Origin of the sequence: Streptomyces sp. NPDC058576 (genome assembly GCF_042718715.1) — a bacterium.
In the GTDB taxonomy this organism is placed as follows: domain Bacteria; phylum Actinomycetota; class Actinomycetes; order Streptomycetales; family Streptomycetaceae; genus Streptomyces.
On record NZ_JBHXPF010000041.1, the window covers coordinates 17,144 to 34,450 of the forward strand.

The 17,307-nt window shown below is 70.9% G+C and carries 19 protein-coding genes; 9 read left to right on the forward strand and 10 right to left on the reverse strand.

The window, feature by feature from the left end; all coding sequences use genetic code 11:
• Nucleotides 1–4: 4 nt before the first annotated feature.
• The 5 genes from ACFWRV_RS25340 to ACFWRV_RS25360 form a co-directional block, all read right to left on the reverse strand.
• A complete protein-coding gene (locus ACFWRV_RS25340) occupies nt 5–1,216 on the reverse strand; it encodes an LLM class flavin-dependent oxidoreductase (protein ID WP_384338039.1) in 1,212 nt (403 codons plus the stop codon).
• Nucleotides 1,213–2,241 carry an ABC transporter substrate-binding protein gene (locus tag ACFWRV_RS25345; RefSeq protein WP_384338040.1) on the reverse strand — a complete coding sequence of 343 codons (1,029 nt, stop codon included), beginning with the start codon at nt 2,239–2,241 and terminating at the stop codon, nt 1,213–1,215. Before ACFWRV_RS25345 ends, ACFWRV_RS25340 begins: the two co-directional genes overlap by 4 nt.
• Nucleotides 2,238–3,266, reverse strand: coding sequence for an ABC transporter ATP-binding protein (locus tag ACFWRV_RS25350; RefSeq protein WP_384338041.1), 1,029 nt, complete (start codon nt 3,264–3,266; stop codon nt 2,238–2,240). The genes ACFWRV_RS25345 and ACFWRV_RS25350 overlap by 4 nt, the downstream gene beginning before the upstream one ends.
• Nucleotides 3,239–4,126 carry an ABC transporter permease gene (locus ACFWRV_RS25355; protein WP_384338042.1) on the reverse strand — a complete coding sequence of 296 codons (888 nt, stop codon included), beginning with the start codon at nt 4,124–4,126 and terminating at the stop codon, nt 3,239–3,241. The genes ACFWRV_RS25350 and ACFWRV_RS25355 overlap by 28 nt, the downstream gene beginning before the upstream one ends.
• A gap of 293 nt (nt 4,127–4,419) precedes the next feature.
• Nucleotides 4,420–4,521, reverse strand: a complete 102-nt coding sequence (locus tag ACFWRV_RS25360; protein ID WP_350772794.1) for a putative leader peptide — start codon at nt 4,519–4,521, stop codon at nt 4,420–4,422.
• A gap of 74 nt (nt 4,522–4,595) precedes the next feature.
• Here ACFWRV_RS25360 and ACFWRV_RS25365 point away from each other — a divergent pair, with 74 nt between their 5' ends.
• The 3 genes from ACFWRV_RS25365 (at nt 4,596) to ACFWRV_RS25375 (ending at nt 7,362) form a co-directional block, all read left to right on the forward strand.
• Nucleotides 4,596–5,018, forward strand: a complete 423-nt coding sequence (locus ACFWRV_RS25365) for a YjbQ family protein (RefSeq protein WP_384338043.1) — start codon at nt 4,596–4,598, stop codon at nt 5,016–5,018.
• Nucleotides 5,019–5,891: 873 nt separating this feature from the next.
• Nucleotides 5,892–6,755, forward strand: a complete 864-nt coding sequence (locus ACFWRV_RS25370; protein WP_384338044.1) for an RNA polymerase sigma factor SigF — start codon at nt 5,892–5,894, stop codon at nt 6,753–6,755.
• Between the two features lie 298 nt (nt 6,756–7,053).
• Complete coding sequence (locus tag ACFWRV_RS25375) at nt 7,054–7,362, forward strand: hypothetical protein (protein ID WP_384338045.1); 309 nt, start codon at nt 7,054–7,056, stop codon at nt 7,360–7,362.
• A 117-nt stretch (nt 7,363–7,479) separates the two neighbouring features.
• On the opposite strand, the gene ACFWRV_RS25380 is transcribed toward ACFWRV_RS25375, so the two are convergent.
• Nucleotides 7,480–8,565, reverse strand: a complete 1,086-nt coding sequence (locus ACFWRV_RS25380; protein WP_384338046.1) for a DNA gyrase subunit B — start codon at nt 8,563–8,565, stop codon at nt 7,480–7,482.
• A 438-nt stretch (nt 8,566–9,003) separates the two neighbouring features.
• On the opposite strand from ACFWRV_RS25380, the gene ACFWRV_RS25385 reads away from it, so the two are divergent.
• Nucleotides 9,004–9,258: a hypothetical protein gene (locus ACFWRV_RS25385; RefSeq protein ID WP_384338047.1), complete on the forward strand. Its 255-nt coding sequence runs from the start codon at nt 9,004–9,006 to the stop codon at nt 9,256–9,258.
• 4 nt (nt 9,259–9,262) lie between these two features.
• Here ACFWRV_RS25385 and ACFWRV_RS25390 read toward each other — a convergent pair whose 3' ends face one another.
• Nucleotides 9,263–10,051, reverse strand: a complete 789-nt coding sequence (locus tag ACFWRV_RS25390) for a hypothetical protein (RefSeq protein WP_384338048.1) — start codon at nt 10,049–10,051, stop codon at nt 9,263–9,265.
• 264 nt (nt 10,052–10,315) lie between these two features.
• Here ACFWRV_RS25390 and ACFWRV_RS25395 point away from each other — a divergent pair, with 264 nt between their 5' ends.
• Entirely contained in the window at nt 10,316–11,005 is a 690-nt protein-coding gene (locus tag ACFWRV_RS25395) for an SDR family NAD(P)-dependent oxidoreductase (protein ID WP_384338049.1), read from the forward strand.
• Between the two features lie 97 nt (nt 11,006–11,102).
• Here the strand turns inward: ACFWRV_RS25395 and ACFWRV_RS25400 are convergent, their stop codons facing one another.
• Nucleotides 11,103–11,615 carry a universal stress protein gene (locus ACFWRV_RS25400; RefSeq protein WP_384338077.1) on the reverse strand — a complete coding sequence of 171 codons (513 nt, stop codon included), beginning with the start codon at nt 11,613–11,615 and terminating at the stop codon, nt 11,103–11,105.
• A 199-nt stretch (nt 11,616–11,814) separates the two neighbouring features.
• Between ACFWRV_RS25400 and ACFWRV_RS25405 the strand changes: the two genes are divergently transcribed.
• A complete protein-coding gene (locus tag ACFWRV_RS25405; protein WP_384338050.1) occupies nt 11,815–12,150 on the forward strand; it encodes an SAV_915 family protein in 336 nt (111 codons plus the stop codon).
• A gap of 38 nt (nt 12,151–12,188) precedes the next feature.
• Entirely contained in the window at nt 12,189–13,523 is a 1,335-nt protein-coding gene (lysA, locus tag ACFWRV_RS25410; protein ID WP_384338051.1) for a diaminopimelate decarboxylase, read from the forward strand.
• Between the two features lie 151 nt (nt 13,524–13,674).
• Here the strand turns inward: lysA and ACFWRV_RS25415 are convergent, their stop codons facing one another.
• Complete coding sequence (locus ACFWRV_RS25415) at nt 13,675–15,132, reverse strand: serine hydrolase domain-containing protein (protein ID WP_384338052.1); 1,458 nt, start codon at nt 15,130–15,132, stop codon at nt 13,675–13,677.
• A gap of 143 nt (nt 15,133–15,275) precedes the next feature.
• Between ACFWRV_RS25415 and ACFWRV_RS25420 the strand changes: the two genes are divergently transcribed.
• Entirely contained in the window at nt 15,276–16,001 is a 726-nt protein-coding gene (locus ACFWRV_RS25420) for a TetR/AcrR family transcriptional regulator (protein WP_384338053.1), read from the forward strand.
• A 54-nt stretch (nt 16,002–16,055) separates the two neighbouring features.
• On the opposite strand, the gene ACFWRV_RS25425 is transcribed toward ACFWRV_RS25420, so the two are convergent.
• Entirely contained in the window at nt 16,056–16,790 is a 735-nt protein-coding gene (locus ACFWRV_RS25425) for a MerR family transcriptional regulator (RefSeq protein ID WP_384338054.1), read from the reverse strand.
• Between the two features lie 54 nt (nt 16,791–16,844).
• Between ACFWRV_RS25425 and ACFWRV_RS25430 the strand changes: the two genes are divergently transcribed.
• Nucleotides 16,845–17,123 (forward strand): hypothetical protein, encoded by a 279-nt coding sequence (locus ACFWRV_RS25430; RefSeq protein WP_384338055.1) that lies wholly within the window; start codon nt 16,845–16,847, stop codon nt 17,121–17,123.
• The last annotated feature ends 184 nt before the right edge of the window (nt 17,124–17,307 follow it).

The following is a 17,307-nucleotide window of genomic DNA, read 5'->3' on the forward strand; positions in this document are numbered from 1 at the left end:
AGGCTCAGCGACCCCCGGCCACCAGCAGCGGCGCACCCCCGGGAGCCGAGGCCGGGCGGTTCTCACGGCCGCCAGCCCCGTGCAGCAGCGGAGACGCCGGGACGGTCGGCAGCAGCCCGCGACGGGCCAACTCGGGAGTGACCCCCTCGCCGAACCAGTAGGCCTCCTCCAGGTGCGGATACCCGGAGAGCACGAAGTGCTCCACGCCCAGCGCGTGGTACTCCTCGATCCGGTCCGCGACCTCCGCGTGGCTGCCCACCAGGGCGGTCCCGGCCCCGCCACGCACCAGGCCGACGCCCGCCCAGAGGTTCGGCGCGATCTCCAGCTTGTCCCGCGACCCGCCGTGCAGCGCCAGCATCCGCTGCTGCCCGACCGACTCGCTCTTCCCCAGCGCCTGCTGAGCGGCCGCGATGGTGTCCGGGTCGAGGTCGCCCAGCAGCCGGTCGGCGGTGGCCCACGCCTCCCGCGAGGAGTCCCGGGAAATGGTGTGCAGCCGGATGCCGAACCGGACCGTGCGGCCCTGCTCCTCCGCCAGGCCCCGAATCCAGTCGATCTTCTCCTTCACGGCGGCCGGCGGCTCGCCCCAGGTGAGATAGACGTCGGCGTGCGCGGCGGCGACCGGCCCGGCCGCCGCCGACGACCCCCCGAAGAAGATCTCCGGCAGCGGGTCCGGCGGCAGCGCGGTCAGCCCGCCCTCCACCTGGTAGTGCTCACCGTCGAAGTCGTACGGCTGCCCGCTCCAGGCCCCCCGCACCACCGACAGGAACTCCGCGGTGCGCGCGTACCTCCGGTCATGGTCCAGGTGGTCCCCGAAACGCCGCTGCTCGGTGGAGTCGCCGCCGGTGACCACATTGAGCAGCAGCCGGCCCCGGGTGATCCGCTGATAGGTGGCGGCCATCTGCGCGGCGAGCACGGGCGAGATGACGCCCGGCCGGAACGCCACCAGGAACTTCAGCCGCTCGGTGTGCTGGGCGAGCGCCACCGTGGTCAGCCAGGCGTCCTCGCACCAGGTGCCGGTGGGAGTCAGTACGGCCTCGAAGCCCAACTGCTCGGCTGCTTTGGCGATCTGGGTCAGATACTCGATGTCCGGGGCCCGCACGCCGCTCACCGGGGTGATCCGGTCGCGCTTGATGCCGCCGTCGGTGTACGCGTGCCGGTCGACGAGCGTCCGGCCGTCGCCGCCGGTCGGCAGGAACCAGTGCAGATGGACGTTCATGAGGAGGCCTTTCCATAGGAGCGGGGTGCGGTGGAGGAGGGCGGAAGGTCGCGGTTGAACCGGGTGTCGACGTAGTCCTCGAAGTCGAACCGCCGCGGAATCAGATTCAGTTCGGCGAAGGCGTCGGCGATCTCCTGCTCGGAGGCGATGGCCGCTGCGTCGATCGCGACCGGGACGCGGGTGCCGTAGCTGAGCTTCACGGCGTCCAGCGCCACCTCGTAGGGGAGTCCGGTCTCCTTCGCCCAGACCTTCGCCCACTCCTCCGGATGCTCGAAGACCCACTTCTGGGCCCGCTCCAGCCGGACGAGCAGGTCGCCGATGGCCTTGGACTTCTTCGCGTCCTTCAGCGAGGCGGGCGAAGCGACCTGGAATCCGAGGCCGTTGACCACGCCTTCACCGGTCGTGAGTACCCGCGCGTCCGCCGTACGCAGGACCTGCGAGGTGTACGGGTCCCAGATCGCCCAGGCGTCGACCTTGCCGCGGCTGAACGCGGCGAGCGCGTCGGCGGGCTGGAGGTAGTTCAGCTTCACGTCCCCGATCCCGAGCCCGGCCTTCTTGAGCGAGGCGACCAGCTGGAAGTGGGCCGAACTGCCCTGGGCGACGGCGATGGACTTGCCCTTGAGCTGGGCGGGTTTGCGCAGCGGGGAGTCCTCGGGCACGACGATCACCTCACCGGCCGGCGAGCCGTGGGTGGCGCCGACGACGGCGATGTTCGAGTCGGCCCCCGCGGCGAAGACGGGCGGCGTGTTGCCGACGCCTCCGATGTCCACGGCCCCCGCGCTCACGGCCTCCAGCAGGGGTGGCCCTGAGGTGAAGGTGGACCACTTGACGCGGTAGTCGAGGTCGTCGAGCTCTCCGGAGGCCCGCAGGATCGCCTCGTAACCGCCCTTCTGGTCACCGACGTTGAGCGTGAGGGTGCCCTTTCCGTCCGTGTTGCCGCCCGAATCGGCGGAGGAGGCCCCGCCGCACGCGGAGAGGAGCAGAGCGAGGGGGAGGAGGAGTGCGGGCAGAGCGCGGCGTTTCATGACGGGTCTCCGTGACGGGGGTGTGCGGGCGATGCGTCGGGGTTCTCCGTACGGACCTGGCCGGACGGGGTTCGGGCGGGGCCGGCGGGGGCGGCGGCCTGGGACGGGGTTCGGGCGGGGCCGGAGGGGGCGGCGGCCTCGGGCGGCGTGTCGCCACCACCACCGCCTTCGGCACCGCCACCGCCGACGCCCCTGCTGGCACTGGCACGGGCACCGTCGGCGGCGTCGGCGGTGGCGCCCGGCCCACCGTGGGCACGGCCCCCGCCCTCGACGCCCAGTTCGGTCAGCAGGCGGGACCGCAGCTCGGTGAACCCGGGGAAACCGACCTCGCGCGGCCGGTCCAGGACGACGGGCGTGTCGTACGCGATCCGGCCGTCGCGCATCACCAGCACCCGGTCCGCGAGCAGCAGGGCCTCGTCCACGTCGTGGGTGACCAGGAGCACGGCGCAGCCGCGCCGCTGCCAGAGTTCGGCCACGAGCTGCTGCGCCTTGATCCGGGTCAGGGCGTCCAGCGCTCCGAAGGGCTCGTCGAGCAGCAGCAGATCGGGCTCGCGTACCAGGGCCCGGGCCAGCGAAGCGCGCTGGGCTTCGCCGCCGGACAGCGTCTTGGGCCACGCCCCGGCCCGCTCCGTCAGTCCGACCTCCGCCAACGCCTGCTCGGCGACGGCGCGCTCGGGCTTGCCCGGCAGCCCGAGCAGCACATTGCGCCAGACCCGCTTCCAGGGCATCAGGCGCGGGGCCTGGAACGCGACCGCGCGCCGGCGGGGCACCAGAACGGTGCCCGAGATCTCCCGGTCGAGTCCGGCCAGCACGCGCAGCAGAGTCGACTTGCCGCAACCGCTGCGCCCGAGCAGCACGGTGAACTCGCCCGCTTTGAGGGTGAGATCGAGGTCGTCGATGACCGCACGCCCGTCGAAGGCGCGGGTGAGCCCTTCGACCCGTACGGCTGCTTCAGAGGCCTCGGCAGATGCCGAGGGGGTGGGGGCGAGGAGGGTGTTCACTGGCCGGTGAAGGTCGGTCGCCATTGCAGCAGCAGCCTTTCGAGGATCCGGACGATGACGTCGGCGGTGAGGCCGAGGAAGGCGTACACGACGAGACAGACGACGATCACGTCGGTCCGGAAGAACTCCCGGGCCTGGTTCATCAGGAAGCCGATCCCGGCGTCGGCGTTGATCGACTCACCGAAGACGAGCGCGAGCCAGGCCGTGGCCAGTGAGTAGCGCAGACCGGTCATGGCCCCGGGGAGCGCCCCCGGCAGCACCACATGCCGTACCAGCCCCCACCGCCCGAGCCCCAACGACGTACCGGCCTCGATGAGCTGGGCGTCGACGCCCCGGATTCCGGCGTACACGTTCAGGTACAGGTGAAAGGCGACCCCGAGGGCTATGAGGGCCACCTTGGGTGCCTCGCCGATCCCGAGCCAGATGATGAACAGCGGGATGAGCCCCACCCACGGCACGGTGCGCAGCATCTGCACGGTCGCGTCGACCAGGTCCTCCCCGAGCCGCGAGAGCCCCGACACGAGCGCGAGTACCGTCCCGATCACCCCACCGAGCAGGAGCCCCACGACCACCCGCTGGAGCGAGACACCCATCGCGGCGGGCAGCGTCCCGTCGGCCACCAGGTCGGCGCCGGCCCGGGCGATGGTCCCGGGAGAGGCGAGCGCATCGGGGTCCAGCACCCCCGTGGCGCTGAACACCTGCCACAGCGCGAGCAACAGCAGCGGCCCCACCGCTCGCCGCACCCACCGCGGAGCGGCCCGCAACCGTGACCGGCGGGCGGACGCCGGGACGACGGCCTCCAGCTCGGGCGGCGTGGGCGCCGGCGCGGAGGATTTTTCGAGGGGGACCGGTATCGCGGGTGGTGGTGCATGACTGACGGTCATGACGGCTCCAGGGAGAAACGCATGGATGCGAGCAGAGGAGGGGGAGGGGAGGGCGGGCAGCGGGACGGACATGCCGGAGCAAACCCGTGACCACGTACGCGCGGGGACCGGCCGAAGGCCGGCAGGAAGGCGAGGGCAGGCGGGGCGGGCGCGCTCAGTGGGCGTGAGGCGGTACGGAGCCGGACGCGGCTACGGCAGGACGAGCGACGGAATGCCGCAAAGGTCGCGGGCACCGCGGGCGTCGCAGGCACAGCCGCGCGGCCGGATACGGCCCGGAGATCGCTGAGAGAACGTCAGCAGCCGCGACAACACGCGGCGGAAGCCACTCGCAGCAGGTCGATGTGACCGCGCGAAGTGAGCAGAGCTGATCGGAACATGGCGCTGAACGTAGTCATCCGGTTGGGACACGGTCAATGGCGTCTCGGAGCGTGGACGCGTCATCTCACCCCGGTGAGGTGATGATGGAGGCATGTCCGATTCCTTCACCACCACGGTCCTGAACATCACCACGGGTGCCGCCGAGACCGTCACGGACCTGACGCGCGCCTGCGAGGAGTTCCTCACCCGCACCGCCCCCGGCCGCGACGGCCTGCTCAACGTCTTCGTCCCGCACGCCACGGCCGGCATCGCCGTACTGGAGACCGGCGCGGGCAGCGACGACGACCTCCTGGCCGCTCTCCACCACCTGCTCCCGGCGGACGACCGCTGGCAACACCGCCACGGCAGCCCCGGCCACGGCCGCGACCACGTACTCCCCGCTTTGGTCCCGCCCCACGCCACACTGCCGGTGATCGGCGGCCGGCTGGAGCTGGGGACCTGGCAGTCGGTCTGCCTGGTCGACACGAACGTCGACAATGCCGACCGCCAGGTCCGGCTGTCGTTCCTCGGGTAGGTCTCAAAGGTGACGGCTGTGGGGGTGTTTCTGCCCGCGGCGCGCACATCGATCGCCTCGTTCTCGCCGACCGGCTCCGTGAGGTGCGGGTGTTGGGGCGGCGCTCACGTGTCCACGGGGCTCCTACCGGCTCGCCGCCGCCGGTGGTAGGTGCGCTCGATCCGGGTCACTGTCGCGATGGCGCTCCACCTATGGCTGAAGAGTTCTCGCGTCGCGCAAGGCAGCTCGTCGATCATCGGTTGATGCGCGCCCCAACCGGTGCGCGCAACTTTCGCGATGGTACCCAGCCCGTCGTCAGTGAGAGCTGCCTGCTCGTCTGCCAGGACGCGACCGGCCCGAGCCGCGCCCACAGTGGTGAGAAGCTCGGGCGGCCGATGACGCCAGCAATTCCGGCACGGGGGAGGCCGGCGACAAGGTCCAGGCCGGCCGGTACGACGCCGCGACCCATCGACTGCCGCCCTGGCCGCAGCCACCGCGGGCTTCGCCGGCCAGGCCCACCTCACCCGTACTGCGCGGCACTTCATCGGGCGTACGCCCGGCTCCTTCAGCGTGGGGACGCGTAGCAGAACCTGACTGCCGCGTTCAGGTGTACGCCGGCAACCACCACGTGAGCGTCCGAGGGAGTGGCCTTCGGCCCGGGCCGAGCCCCTTCTGGCAGGTCGATCCGGGGCAGGCGCACTGCCGACCGACCGGGCCCCTTCGCCCCAGCTTCCGACAGCACGTTGAGCCCGACGCGCACGGGTCGCCCCCCCCAACCCGGGTGTGAAGGCACGCTCCTGTCGGTACGTTCAGGTGTGATCCGCATCAGCCGGGGAAGTCGCACCAGTACGTGCGCGGGTCTCCGCTGCGTTCCGGCGCAGTGGAAGGATCCTCATGCCGACAGTCCTCAAGGCCCCCGGCACAAGAAGCGACGCGACGGAAGCACTTCCGCAGATCAACGACCCGGGAACGATATCTCCGAAGGACGCCCGCGCCTTGGGCAAGCTGTTCTTCGATCAGCTGCGGGTTCTCGAAGAGGGCACACGCGAGTACCAGTACGCCCGTAACACCCTCATCGAGATGAACCTCTCGTTGGTGCAGTTCGCGGCGAAGCGGTACCGCAACCGCGGCGACGGCCAGATGGAGGACATCATCCAGGTCGGCACCATCGGCCTGATCAAGGCGATCGACCGCTTCGAGCTCTCGCGCGAGGTCGAGTTCACCTCCTTCGCGATCCCTTACATCGTCGGGGAGATCAAGCGCTTCTTCCGCGACACGACCTGGTCCGTCCACGTCCCCCGGCGCCTCCAGGAGCTGCGGGTCACCCTGGCCAAGACCAAGGAAGAGCTCGCGACCAAGCTCAACCGGGACCCCACCGTCGCCGAACTCGCCGCCCACCTGGACATCACCGAGGAAGAGGTCATCGACGGCCTCATCGCCTCCAACGGTTACACCGCGGGCTCCATCGACCTCCCGCTCGGCGGGACCGAGCAGGGCGCCTCCGACAGCGGAACCAGCTACGCCGACATCACCGGCGACTGCGACCCGGGCATGGAAATGGTCGAGAACCTCCATGCCCTGGCCCCGCTCCTGGACGCTCTGGACGAGCGTGAACGCGGCATCGTCGAGATGCGCTTCGGCCAGGAGATGACCCAGGCCCAGATCGGCGAGCAGCTCGGGGTTTCCCAGATGCACGTCTCACGGCTTCTCACCCGCATCCTCGCCAAGCTCCGCGAAGGCATGCTCACCCAGAACTGAGGGCCCGGCCCGGCCCAGCCGACCGGCCCCCGCGCACCCGGTCGCGGCGGGCCAGGCACACAGCACTTCCCACTCCGCCCCTTCGGCATGGTCCGGCAGGGCGGGGTAGGCGGGGGACATGAGCCCTGCGGACCGAGACCCGACCGACCCCCACTCCTCCGACGCCTCCGATGGCGGGCCGGCAGGGCCAACCAGTCGGCCTGACTCGGCGGCGCACGCCCGCAGGGAAGTGGAGTTCGCCCTCCACCCCTTGCTCTGCGCCCCTGACGTCCACTTTCGCGCAGCCCACCAGGAAGGAGTGGACAACGCACTCCTGGTCGCCTCGGAATTGATCGCCGACGCCCTCACCTCCAGCACGCCCGGACCCCCCTGCGAACTCACCTGCACCTTCGACCGGTGCGAGGTAACGATCAGCGTCACCGGGCCCTACGACACTGCGATCCGGCCGTATCCGCCGTCGCCCTCGCCCGAACTGCTCCCATTAAAGGGTGAGTTGGACGCGCTGAGGCAGCGCATCGTGCACAAGATCGCCTCCTGCGTACGGGTCACCCGGCGGACGTACGGCGGAAGCGTCACCACCGCGACTATCCCACTCACCGGGCCCTGAGAAGTCTGCATGGCCCGTTGGCGGCCGAGGTCGGTCGGCGCGAGCGCCGAAGTTGACCGCAGCGCAGTGCGGGGCCCCGATGGGCAGTGCCCTGCCGGCGCCCCCGCCAGGCGCTGTTCAGTCCTGGTGAGTGTTGCGCAGGATTCGGTCGATGACCTGTGCGGCGTGCTGCGGATGCTCCTTGAGCCGGCTGCCGAGATGTCGGCGGACAGCGTCCCCGACACAGCCGCGTACGTCGCTGTTGCCCAGCAGTCCCTGCGTGGCGCCGAGGTATTCGAGGTGGTCGAGTTTCACCGACACGACGGCCGTGAGGCCATCATTGATCCCGTCGGCCCGGGGAGCGTCGTCCCCGGTCAGCAGCCCCCGGTCACGGGCGTACTCGGTCACCGCCGCCGCCACTCCGTCCCGGAAGCCGTCCAGGTGCGTGCCGCCCTGGCGAGTGGCCCGGCTGTTGGCGAAGCCGCGTATGCGCTCCCGGCGGGAGCCGCTCCACAGCAGGGCCACCTCCATCGTGCCCGCCATCCTCGGATCCTCGTGCTCGAAGGCGATGATGTCCGGATGGTGGGTGCCCGGTGTTTCCGCGTCGAGGGCGGCCACGAAGTCCCGCACGCCGTCAGGAAACCGGAAGCTCACCTCCCGGGCCCCGCCTGCGGGGCGTTCGTCGGTAAGCGAGATCCTCAGGCTTCGGTTGAGGAAGGCCACCTGCCGGAGTCGCTCCGCCAGCACGGCGAATGAGCACCGCGTCGTTTCGAAGATCTCGGTGTCGGGCCAGAAGGCAATGACCGTTCTGCTTCCGGCCATCGACTCCGTGGTGGCGGGCTGGGCGGCCGCCACACCGCGCGCGTACTCCTGGACCCGGCAGGTCCCTCCGCGCCGCACCTCGGCCGTCAGTCTGCTCGAGAGGACGTTGGCCACGAAGAGCCCCGCTTGGCCGCTCCGGCTCACGTGCGCGATGTGCCGACCAGCCCCCTCGTCGGAGGACATACGGGTCAGCAGTGCTTCGAGATCGCGGCCCCCGGTGTCCTCGTCGGCCGCGGAGGGACCATCAGGCCCGTAGTCGGCGACCCGCACACCGCCGTCGTGGGTCAGCGCGACATCGACGGAGCCGCCTCCGTGGCCCGCCAGGACTCGGTTGACGGACCAGCCCACGACCTGGAGCACGACTTCGTGCAGCCCGCGTTCGCTCGTCGAGCCAACCCACATACCGGGACGTTTCCGAACGGCTTCCCGCCCCTCCAACGCTTCGATCCCGACCGCGTCGTACCCGATTCTCTTCTCCCTCACGAAGACCCCTCCCATGGTGTTCGGCAGATCTCCGCAGCCTAGGCAGAATCGATGAAAACACCAGGTCAGGGGCGTTTCAGTGAAGCCGCGTACGGGTGCGTGAGAGGCTGCCGGCAAGCAGTCGACCCAGGTGGCGTCGAGCCCGCCCGGAACGGGGCCACGGCCCCGGACTGGCCGCGTACGCCGCCACTCCGGAGACCTCTGAGGCTTCCTCTTCCATCGACGGCGGGGAGACCGCACTCCTCGTGCGGTCAGGGAGCGTGCGAGCAGGGAACGCCTGAGAGGTCTGAGATGCGACCCCGAAGACCGGGGGCCACGATGGAGGGAGTCCGTGTCCCTTCTGCCTTACGGAGAGTCATGATCGTCAAGGTGCTGCACGAAAAGGGCTTCAAGTCCGAGCACGCCTACACCGCGGCGTTCGCGTCGATCGGGTTGTCCATCGCCTCCTGGTGCGGATCCATGAAGGCTGAATCGGCCGGCACCGCCCGGGCCGACCGCTGGGGCATCTTCGTCGGTGAGTGGGCGCCCACCTTCTTCGCCCTCGGCCTGGCTCTGGCGAACTACGAACGCGACCACGAACCCCTCCACTCCGCGACGCACGCGACGCACTGACGGCTCAGCCGGCCGAAGCGTCCTGTATCGCCTCATGTGCCTCGGCGAGGGCTCGCTGCCTGAGGTTGCCGCCGAACAACTGAATCGTGGTGGCGGCCAGGATGTCATCGCTGCCGATGGTCCGTCCGTCCCCTCTGCGGGCGGACGGGGCCTGGAGGGGATCCACGAGGTGTGGGGGTGGGGTCGGTTCGCCCGGTTCGCCCGGCGCTACCAGGGTGACCGTACCGAAGCGTTTGACCCCGCCTTCGCGGACGACCATAGCCGCGTCCCGGGCGAGGTCCGTCAGGAATGCGCTCGCTATGCCGTTCAGGTCGCGGACCATCGCCGGGGCGGCGGTCGCCCCCTGACTCGACAGCAGCTTCTTGACCCCGGCCTCGAACCTGTGGGCGCCGACCACCGCACTCGGTTTCCGCGACCGGCTGCGCTTACGGGAAGGCACGATCACACCCTCGGCGTCGTACAGGACACCGGTCAGACCTCGGAACGTCGGGCTGTGGTCGTACCATTCTCCCCCTACTTCGAGCTCGACGTTCCGGTCGATCGCTGAGACAAGGTCACCGGGAAACAGCTTCTTCCGGGCTTCCGCCGCGGCCGCTCTCCTCGCGCCCTCGATGATCTCCGTCAGCACTGTCCGCGTCACCGACGCGGCGGCCCGGGCGGCCGATCGAGAGACGTGCATGGGGGTCACGTCTCTGACCACCGCTTTGATCAGAGAAGGCTTGAACGGCGAGACATCCATGACCGACGCGGTCTCAGGGCGGCTGCGCTCAGGGCGTATGGGCTGTGCGGTCATCGGAAGAAGCGCTCCCCGTCTCACGAGTTGTCAGGAGTCCCCACCTCACCACGCAGATCCGCTCTTCCGCCATCTTCACCGCCGAAGCCGTACCCCTGGGCCTGGCGGCGGATTCCGACGCTCACGCTTGTCCGGATCAGGCGATCGCTGAGGTGGGATGGCGTGTGTCACCGCCGAGCCGGTCACCGCATCAGGGTGTGCCGCACACCCCGTTCGCACCCGGCCGGAAGTCTTTTCACGGGAACCGCAGACAGGAGAGTCGGAGTGAAGATCGCAGGTGCACGCATCCTCGTCCCCGGAGCCACCGGCGCCATCGGCAGCTCACTCGCCGAGCGGCTGCACCGGCAGGGAGCGCACATCGCTGTCGCCGGACGCGACAGGGCGGCCCTGGCACGGCTCGCCGGCGTCTGCGGCGACGTACCGTCCCGACGCTTCGACGCCTACGACCTGGACTCCTGCGCCGGCACGGTCACGTGGGCCCACGAAGAACTGAACGGCCTCGACGCCGTCGTCGTCTGCGTCGGGGTCGCCGGCTTCGGACCGGCGGAGACCGTCGGTGACGCGGTCGCCGAACACCTGGTCACCGTGAATGCCCTGGCACCCATGGCGTTTCTGCGCGCCGCCCTGCCTCTGGTTCCGCGAGGAGGTCTCGTGGCCGCTGTCACCGGGGTCGTCGTCGACATGGCCCCGGCCGGCATGGCGGACTACACCGCGTCCAAAGCGGCACTCGCGTCCTGGCTCTCCTCCGTCCGTCGTGAGCAACGCCGCAAGGGCGTGCATGTCCTGGACCTGCGGCTTGACCATGTCGAGTCGGGATTCGCTCAACGAGCCGTTGTCGGAAGCCCACCGGATCTGCCGCGCGGGCAGACCGTCGAGGAAGCCGTGGACAAGGTAGGGGAAGCGCTGGAAGGCGCAGCCGGAGACGGAGCATCCCGCGGCCGGGCGAACCGCTGACTGCCGGTCCGACCTGGAGGGCGACGATCAGGGCCTGCGGCTGGGTCTTGGGTGGGCCGTGAGCTCCCTGGCCGGTGCGTTGCCATGCCCCGCAGTCTCATCGTTTCCCCTCTTCGGGCATGTACGGCAGGGACCAGCCGGCGCTGCGTGCCGCGGTGAGTTCGGCCTCGAGCGGGTTCGGCGGGACCGCGAGGACGGGGCAGGTCGCGTGTTCCAGGCAGTAGCGGGTCACTGACGGCCGTATCCCGGGCAGCCATCTGCCTCGTAGGCCCGTACCCACCACCAGGAGGTCGTCGCCCGACCGGGCGGCTTCGACCAGGACCGCCCCGGGCTCGCCGCGCACGGTGAGCCCGGACAGCGTGACGCCCGGCCTCCTGACGGCGAAGGCGCAGTCAAGGATCGTGCGCAGGTCTTCGACAGCGGCTTCCCGGCACTCCCGGAGCACGGCGGCGCCGTAGGTGGCGCGGCCTCCCAAGCCGCCGCCGGGCAGTTGCCAGGCCAGCACGACGTGCAGGTGCGCGTGGCGTTCCCGGGCCTCAGCAGCGGCCCGGTGGAGGGCAGCCAGGCTCCCCAGGGAGCCGTTCACGCCGACCACGATTCTCTGCCGCACTTCTTGGTCCCCCGTCTCGTCCTGTTCCACCGTTCCATTGAACGGCGGGCCGGTGGCCGGGAGCGTCAGCGATCCGTATGAAACGGTCGATGTCCGTCAAAGTTGCGTCAGGTCACAGCCCGATACCTGCCGGGGTGGGCATAGCTTCGACGTCACGCGGCACGGCAACGGCCGGTCGCGCTCACCCCGGAGGAAAACCATGTGCCTCTTCTCGTACGCCGAGGACCCCGACCCCGATGAACAGGCCCCGGCCGGGCTGCTCTTCGTGCCCGTCCGACCGCACGCTACGGGCCCCGCGCTGCGGGTGTTCCGTACGCCGCTGGGGGAGCGCACGGCCGTCGGCTTCACCCGCGAGGACCTGCTGACCGCGACGCTCGGCGACGGGCAGCCCGCGATTCTGCTCGCCGAGCCGGCTCTGCGCGCCCTCACGACGCCCCTCGGGGTCGGCCGGCTCGTCGTCGATCCGGTCCTCTCGGCCCCCGCCGTCAGCACGAAGCCGGTGTACGCGGCCGAAGTGCCCGCCCGCGCGCTGTGACCGCCCTCCTTGCCCACGCCTCCCGAGGTGACGCCACCATGTCCGCACCCCTTCTCACCGACCTTCCCGCCGGTCTGGACGATCTGACCGTCTGGCCCGCCTCCACCGCCCGCCTCCCGCAAGGCCACCTGAGTGTCGGCGGGGTGTCCCTCGCCGATGTGGCAGACCGCTTCGACACCCCCGCCTACGTCCTGGACGAGGACGAGATACGCGCGCGGTGCCGGACGTACCGGGCGGCCTTTCCGCAGGCCGATGTGATGTACGCGGCCAAGGCGTTCCTGTCCCGGGCGATGGTCCGGTGGATCGACGAGGAGGGCCTGGGGCTCGATGTCTGTTCCGCCGGTGAACTCGAACTCGCCCACGCCGCGGGGTTCCCGCCGGAGCGGATGGTGCTCCACGGCAACGCGAAGTCACCGCGCGACATCGAGCTGGCGCTACGCCTGGGGGTCGGGCGGATCGTCGTCGACAGCCCGTCGGAGATCGCCCGGATCGCCGCGCTGGTCGGGCCCGCCGGGCGGCAGAAGGTGATGGTGCGGGTGGTGCCCGGGGTGTCGGCGGGCGGCCACGAGAAGATCCGTACCGGTACGGACGGCCAGAAGTTCGGGCTGTCCCTCACCGACGGGTCCGCCCAGCACACCATCGCCCGGGTGCTCGGTCAGCCGCAGCTCGAACTGACCGGTCTGCACTGCCACATCGGCTCCCAGATCACCGACGTCAAGCCCTACCTGGTGGCCGTGCGGCGCATGGTCGGACTGATGGCCCGGATCAAGGAGAGTCATGGCGTCACCTTCCGCGAACTCGACCTGGGGGGCGGGCACGGGGTCGCCTACCGCCCGGGAGAACCGGCACTCGACCTGACCACCCTCGCGCGCCGCCTGAACGCGGAACTCCTCGCGAGCTGCGCCGCCGCCGGGCTGCCCGTGCCGAGACTGGCCATCGAGCCGGGGAGGGCGATCGCGGCCCCGGCAGGGGTGGCCCTGTACCGCGTCCTCGCCGTCAAGCACACGGGCCCGAAGCTGTTCGTGGCCGTCGACGGCGGCATGAGCGACAACCCCCGGCCGGCCCTGTACGGCGCCCGTTATGCGCCGCGCCTGATCGGCCGCCCGGCCGACGCCGAACCGGTCACGGCCACGGTGGTGGGACGGCACTGCGAGGCCGGCGACGTGCTCGGAGACGATATTCCGCTGCCCGGGGACATACGCCCCGGCGACCTGCTCGCGGTGCCCGTTGCGGGCGCCTACCAGGTGTCCATGGCCTCCGCCTACAACCTCGTCGGCCGGCCGCCGGTCGTCGCGGTGCACGAAGGCGCGGCACGCCTGCTGATACGGCGGGAGACGCAGGAAGACTTCCGGCGGCGCGACATCGGCGCGTAGGCGGTTCGGCCGCCCGCCGTCCGCCGTCCCCTGCGTTTCCCGCAGGGGACGGCGGGCGCGCGGGTACGTTCCTGCCATGCCCGTGCCGGTGACCCGTGTTCGTCCCGGTGCCGGTCCCGGTGCCCCGAAGGTCCGCTCCGGTCGGACCGCGTCACGCGACCTTGGGCCCGCAGCGCATACCGATGTAGACACACCCCGTGCCGTCCTCCAGGCGGGAGAACACCACCGGCATGTAGTCCTCGCTGAACGCCGCGCCGACTCCCGTACCGGCGAACACCGTGCCGGACACGGGCACCAGATCGATGTCCAGGGGCTCCGAGAAGTCCTTCATGCCGTCGACGAACTCGTACACCGCGTGCCCGGCGCCGTCCCGTTCGGTCACGGTGATGACCACGCCCTCGCGTCGGTACGTACCGACGAGGGGCGCGAGGTCGACCACCGGCGGTTCGGCAGGCGGGCCGAAGGGCTCCGGCATCGTCACCCCGGCCAGCTCGGCCAACAACTCGCGGTAGAGCGCCGCGTACAGCTCCCGCGCCCCGCCGCCGTTGGTGAGCAGCACCACCGCGACGCCGGCGGAGGGGACGACGCGCAGGTAGCCGTACTGGCCGATGGACGCGCCGTCATGGCCGAACCCCTGCACACCGGCCCAGTCGTACAGGGTCCAGCCCAGCCCCCAACCATCGGCGCTGACCGTCCACTTGTCGGGGGAGTCGACCACTCGCCGCCGCATCGAGGCGACGGTCTCCTCGGACAGGACGCGGGTGCCGTCCGTCGCCACGCCACCGTCGAGATGCATCCGCGCGAGCCGCGCGACGTCTCCGGCCGTGGCGATGACCCGGCCGTAGGGGCCCGCGGAGCGCGGCATCAGATCCCAGGCGGGGGCCGGCTCCGGGTCCTTTCCGGCCTCGCCCAGGTGCCCCATCGCCGCGCGGAACCGCAGGGCCTCCTCGGGCAGCGTCATGGTGTGGGTGAGGCCGAGCGGGGTGAGGAGCAGGTCCTTGAGGGCCTCGTCCCACACTTTTCCGGTCACCACCTCGATGATCCGGCCGAGGACGTTGTATCCGACGCTGCTGTACGAGAGCCCGGTCCCGGGCGGGCAGTCGAGCGCCACGTCCCGCGCCGCCTCGACGTACCGGGCGAGGCAGTCGTCGCCGCGGCCGCTGTCGTGGGTGAAGTCGCAGGTGAGGCCGCTCGTATGGCTGAGCAGCATGCGTGTGGTGATCGCCCTGGTGGCGTCGGGGTCGGCGACGGAGAACTCCGGCAGGAGGTCGGCGACCGGTGCGTCCAGGTCCAGTTCGCCTGATTCGGCGAGCCGCATGATCAGGGTCGCCGTGTAGACCTTGGCGATCGAGCCCAGCTGGAAGACGGAGTCCGTCGTCGCCGCCACGCCCGTGCCCCGGTGCAGCACCCCCGCGGCGAGCTCATGGACCGTTCCGTCGACGAGGATCGCCAGCGATGCGGCCGGGACGTGGTGCTCGGCGCGCAGCGCGTCCAGCCGGGCCTGCCAGTGGGCGAGGTCCAGCTGCCGGCCCTCCGGCGCCCGGACTCCCCGTCGGCCTCGGGCATTTCCGTCGCCTCGCTCGGCCTCGGTCACGGTGTTCTGCAGCATGGTGGCCCCCCACTCGCATCGCGTGATGCGTACGGCGTTCGTTGATGCGAACACTGCACGCACGGCGGAGCGCTGTACGCAAGATGCGTACGCCGTGCGCTAGAGTCCGGCGCAGGAAGTGGAATCCAGGGAGACGAGGGCGTATGCCGACCGACAGGAAGCCGGCCACATCGGTGTGGGACCGCCCGCGCCCTCGCCCGCGGGAACAGCTGACCCGCGAGCAGATCGTCGCCGCGGCCATCGAGCTGCTGGACGCGGAAGGCGTCGAGGCGCTCAGCATGCGCAAGCTCGGTACCCGCCTGGAAGCCGCGGCCACTTCCCTCTACCGGCATGTGGCCAACAAGGACGAGCTGATCGAGCTGGTCGTGGACGACGTCTACGGCGAGCTTCAGGTGCCGTCCGCCGCCGGCCGCGACCCGTGGCGCGCGACGGTCGCCCGCACCGCCGCGGACCTGCGCGCCATGGTCCTGCGCCATCCCTGGATCGCATCGGAGCTGAGCCAGGTCGGCCTCGTCCACATCGGCCCCAACGCCCTGCGGATGGCGTCGGGGCTGCTCGCACAGTTCGAGACGGCGGGCTTCCCGGCGGACGAGACGGAACGGGCTCTGGGGACGCTCATGGCTTACGTCGTCGGGATCGCGACCTCCGAGGCCGCGTACCTCTCACTGATCGCCCGCAGCGGCAGAACCGAGCAGGAGTGGGTGGCGGACGTGCGCCCGGCCTTCGACGAGGCCGCGCGGCCCCACGCGCCGCTGCGGGAGGCGAGCTCCGCCCGGCAGGACGTGCACCCGCGGCAGATCCGCGACGACGACTTCGCCTACGGGCTCGAACGGGTCCTCGACGGGCTGTCCGCCCGGCTCGGAGCCTGATGGACCTCGACGCCGTCCGGGCGTCGTCCGTCGTCCCCCGAGTCCCGCGCCGGGTCATCGGCCCAGTCGCGCCCGGATGAGCGTGTCGAGTCGCCGCCACGCCGGGGACGACGCGTTGACCGTGCCCTGGATGAGAGCGGGGATCTCGGAGGTCCCGTCGTCCAGTTCGGGCAGTTCGTCCGGCCCGTAGCGCTCCCGGGTCGCCTCGACGATGCGGTGGGCGAGGTCGTCGACGCGGGGGTCTTCGGCGTCGAGGTCGCGCGCCTGGTCGTAGGCGAGGAAAAGCTGCCGCAGCGCCGGGGCGGCCAGCATCCCGGCCTGGTCGCGGAACAGCTTGATCGCACGGTCCGGGTGGGTGGCGAACGCGAGGATCCACAGGTCGCGTTGCAGGTCCACCCAGTCCCGGGTGAACCCCCAGCGGGCCAGTTGCTCCAGATGTCCGCCGACAACCTCCGGCAGCGGCGCCAGGCGTCCGGCGGCGAGCCGGCGCAGGCGGTCTTGAGTGGCCCGCAGGCCACGGATGCGGTCGGTGAGCTCGTCGTCGATCTGGCCGAGAGCCTGCTGGAAGGACGCGTCGTCCGCTGATCGCAGGTCCCGGATGCGGGCCAGTGGGACACCGGCCTCGGCGAGCGTACGGATCTTGATCAGGTCGATGGCGTCGTCCGCGCCGTAACGCCGGTAGCCGGACGCGTCGCGCTCCGGCTCGGGGAGCAGCCCCTTGTCGTGATAGACGCGGACGGTCTTCACCGACACCCCGACGGACCTGGCCAACTGTCCAATGGTGATCACTCGGCCATCGTCCCACTTGACCCTTCCCGTGGGGCAGGGGTGCAGCATGGCGTCATGTCGAACACGAACCACGACCGGGACACCCTGCGCGAGCTGGCCGACGAGGGCAACGAGATGGCCCTGGACCGCCTGGCCGACCTCGCCGACGCGGCCGGTGACCTGACTGAGCTGAGCGAACTGCTGGACGAGGGGTCCCCGCGCGCCGGGTTCCTGCTCACCCGACGCGCGGTGGCGAGCGGTGATCTGCGCGAGCTGCAACGGATCTCGGACGCCGGGTACGACGGGGCCGGGCAGGAGCTGGACCGGCTGCTGGAGGCGCCCGCGGACCTCTAGAAGCCTGTACGTGGCCCTGGAGTCCTGTGGTCGAACGTCAGCCCGTACGGCACCTTCCGCCTGGACACGGACGCCCGGCTCGACCAGGGACCAGTTGCCGCCGTGCCCCCCCGAGCCGGCCTCGAATCCGAGCGGACTCGTCCCGACCGGCTAGGTAGGTGGTCAAAGGCCGACAACTGAGCCG

What these genes read in the sequence shown, in the direction of transcription:
- ACFWRV_RS25365 (WP_384338043.1), top strand. Translation starts at nt 4,596, where the DNA reads ATGTCCGATTCCTTCACCACCACGGTCCTGAACATCACCACGGGTGCC.
- ACFWRV_RS25345 (WP_384338040.1), bottom strand. Translation starts at nt 2,241, where the DNA reads ATGAAACGCCGCGCTCTGCCCGCACTCCTCCTCCCCCTCGCTCTGCTC.
- ACFWRV_RS25350 (WP_384338041.1), bottom strand. Translation starts at nt 3,266, where the DNA reads ATGGCGACCGACCTTCACCGGCCAGTGAACACCCTCCTCGCCCCCACC.
- ACFWRV_RS25355 (WP_384338042.1), bottom strand. Translation starts at nt 4,126, where the DNA reads ATGACCGTCAGTCATGCACCACCACCCGCGATACCGGTCCCCCTCGAA.
- ACFWRV_RS25360 (WP_350772794.1), bottom strand. Translation starts at nt 4,521, where the DNA reads ATGACTACGTTCAGCGCCATGTTCCGATCAGCTCTGCTCACTTCGCGC.
- ACFWRV_RS25340 (WP_384338039.1), bottom strand. Translation starts at nt 1,216, where the DNA reads ATGAACGTCCATCTGCACTGGTTCCTGCCGACCGGCGGCGACGGCCGG.
- ACFWRV_RS25380 (WP_384338046.1), bottom strand. Translation starts at nt 8,565, where the DNA reads ATGTGGGTTGGCTCGACGAGCGAACGCGGGCTGCACGAAGTCGTGCTC.
- ACFWRV_RS25385 (WP_384338047.1), top strand. Translation starts at nt 9,004, where the DNA reads ATGATCGTCAAGGTGCTGCACGAAAAGGGCTTCAAGTCCGAGCACGCC.
- ACFWRV_RS25420 (WP_384338053.1), top strand. Translation starts at nt 15,276, where the DNA reads ATGCCGACCGACAGGAAGCCGGCCACATCGGTGTGGGACCGCCCGCGC.
- ACFWRV_RS25390 (WP_384338048.1), bottom strand. Translation starts at nt 10,051, where the DNA reads ATGACCGCACAGCCCATACGCCCTGAGCGCAGCCGCCCTGAGACCGCG.
- ACFWRV_RS25430 (WP_384338055.1), top strand. Translation starts at nt 16,845, where the DNA reads ATGTCGAACACGAACCACGACCGGGACACCCTGCGCGAGCTGGCCGAC.
- ACFWRV_RS25370 (WP_384338044.1), top strand. Translation starts at nt 5,892, where the DNA reads ATGCCGACAGTCCTCAAGGCCCCCGGCACAAGAAGCGACGCGACGGAA.
- ACFWRV_RS25405 (WP_384338050.1), top strand. Translation starts at nt 11,815, where the DNA reads ATGTGCCTCTTCTCGTACGCCGAGGACCCCGACCCCGATGAACAGGCC.
- ACFWRV_RS25415 (WP_384338052.1), bottom strand. Translation starts at nt 15,132, where the DNA reads ATGCTGCAGAACACCGTGACCGAGGCCGAGCGAGGCGACGGAAATGCC.
- lysA (WP_384338051.1), top strand. Translation starts at nt 12,189, where the DNA reads ATGTCCGCACCCCTTCTCACCGACCTTCCCGCCGGTCTGGACGATCTG.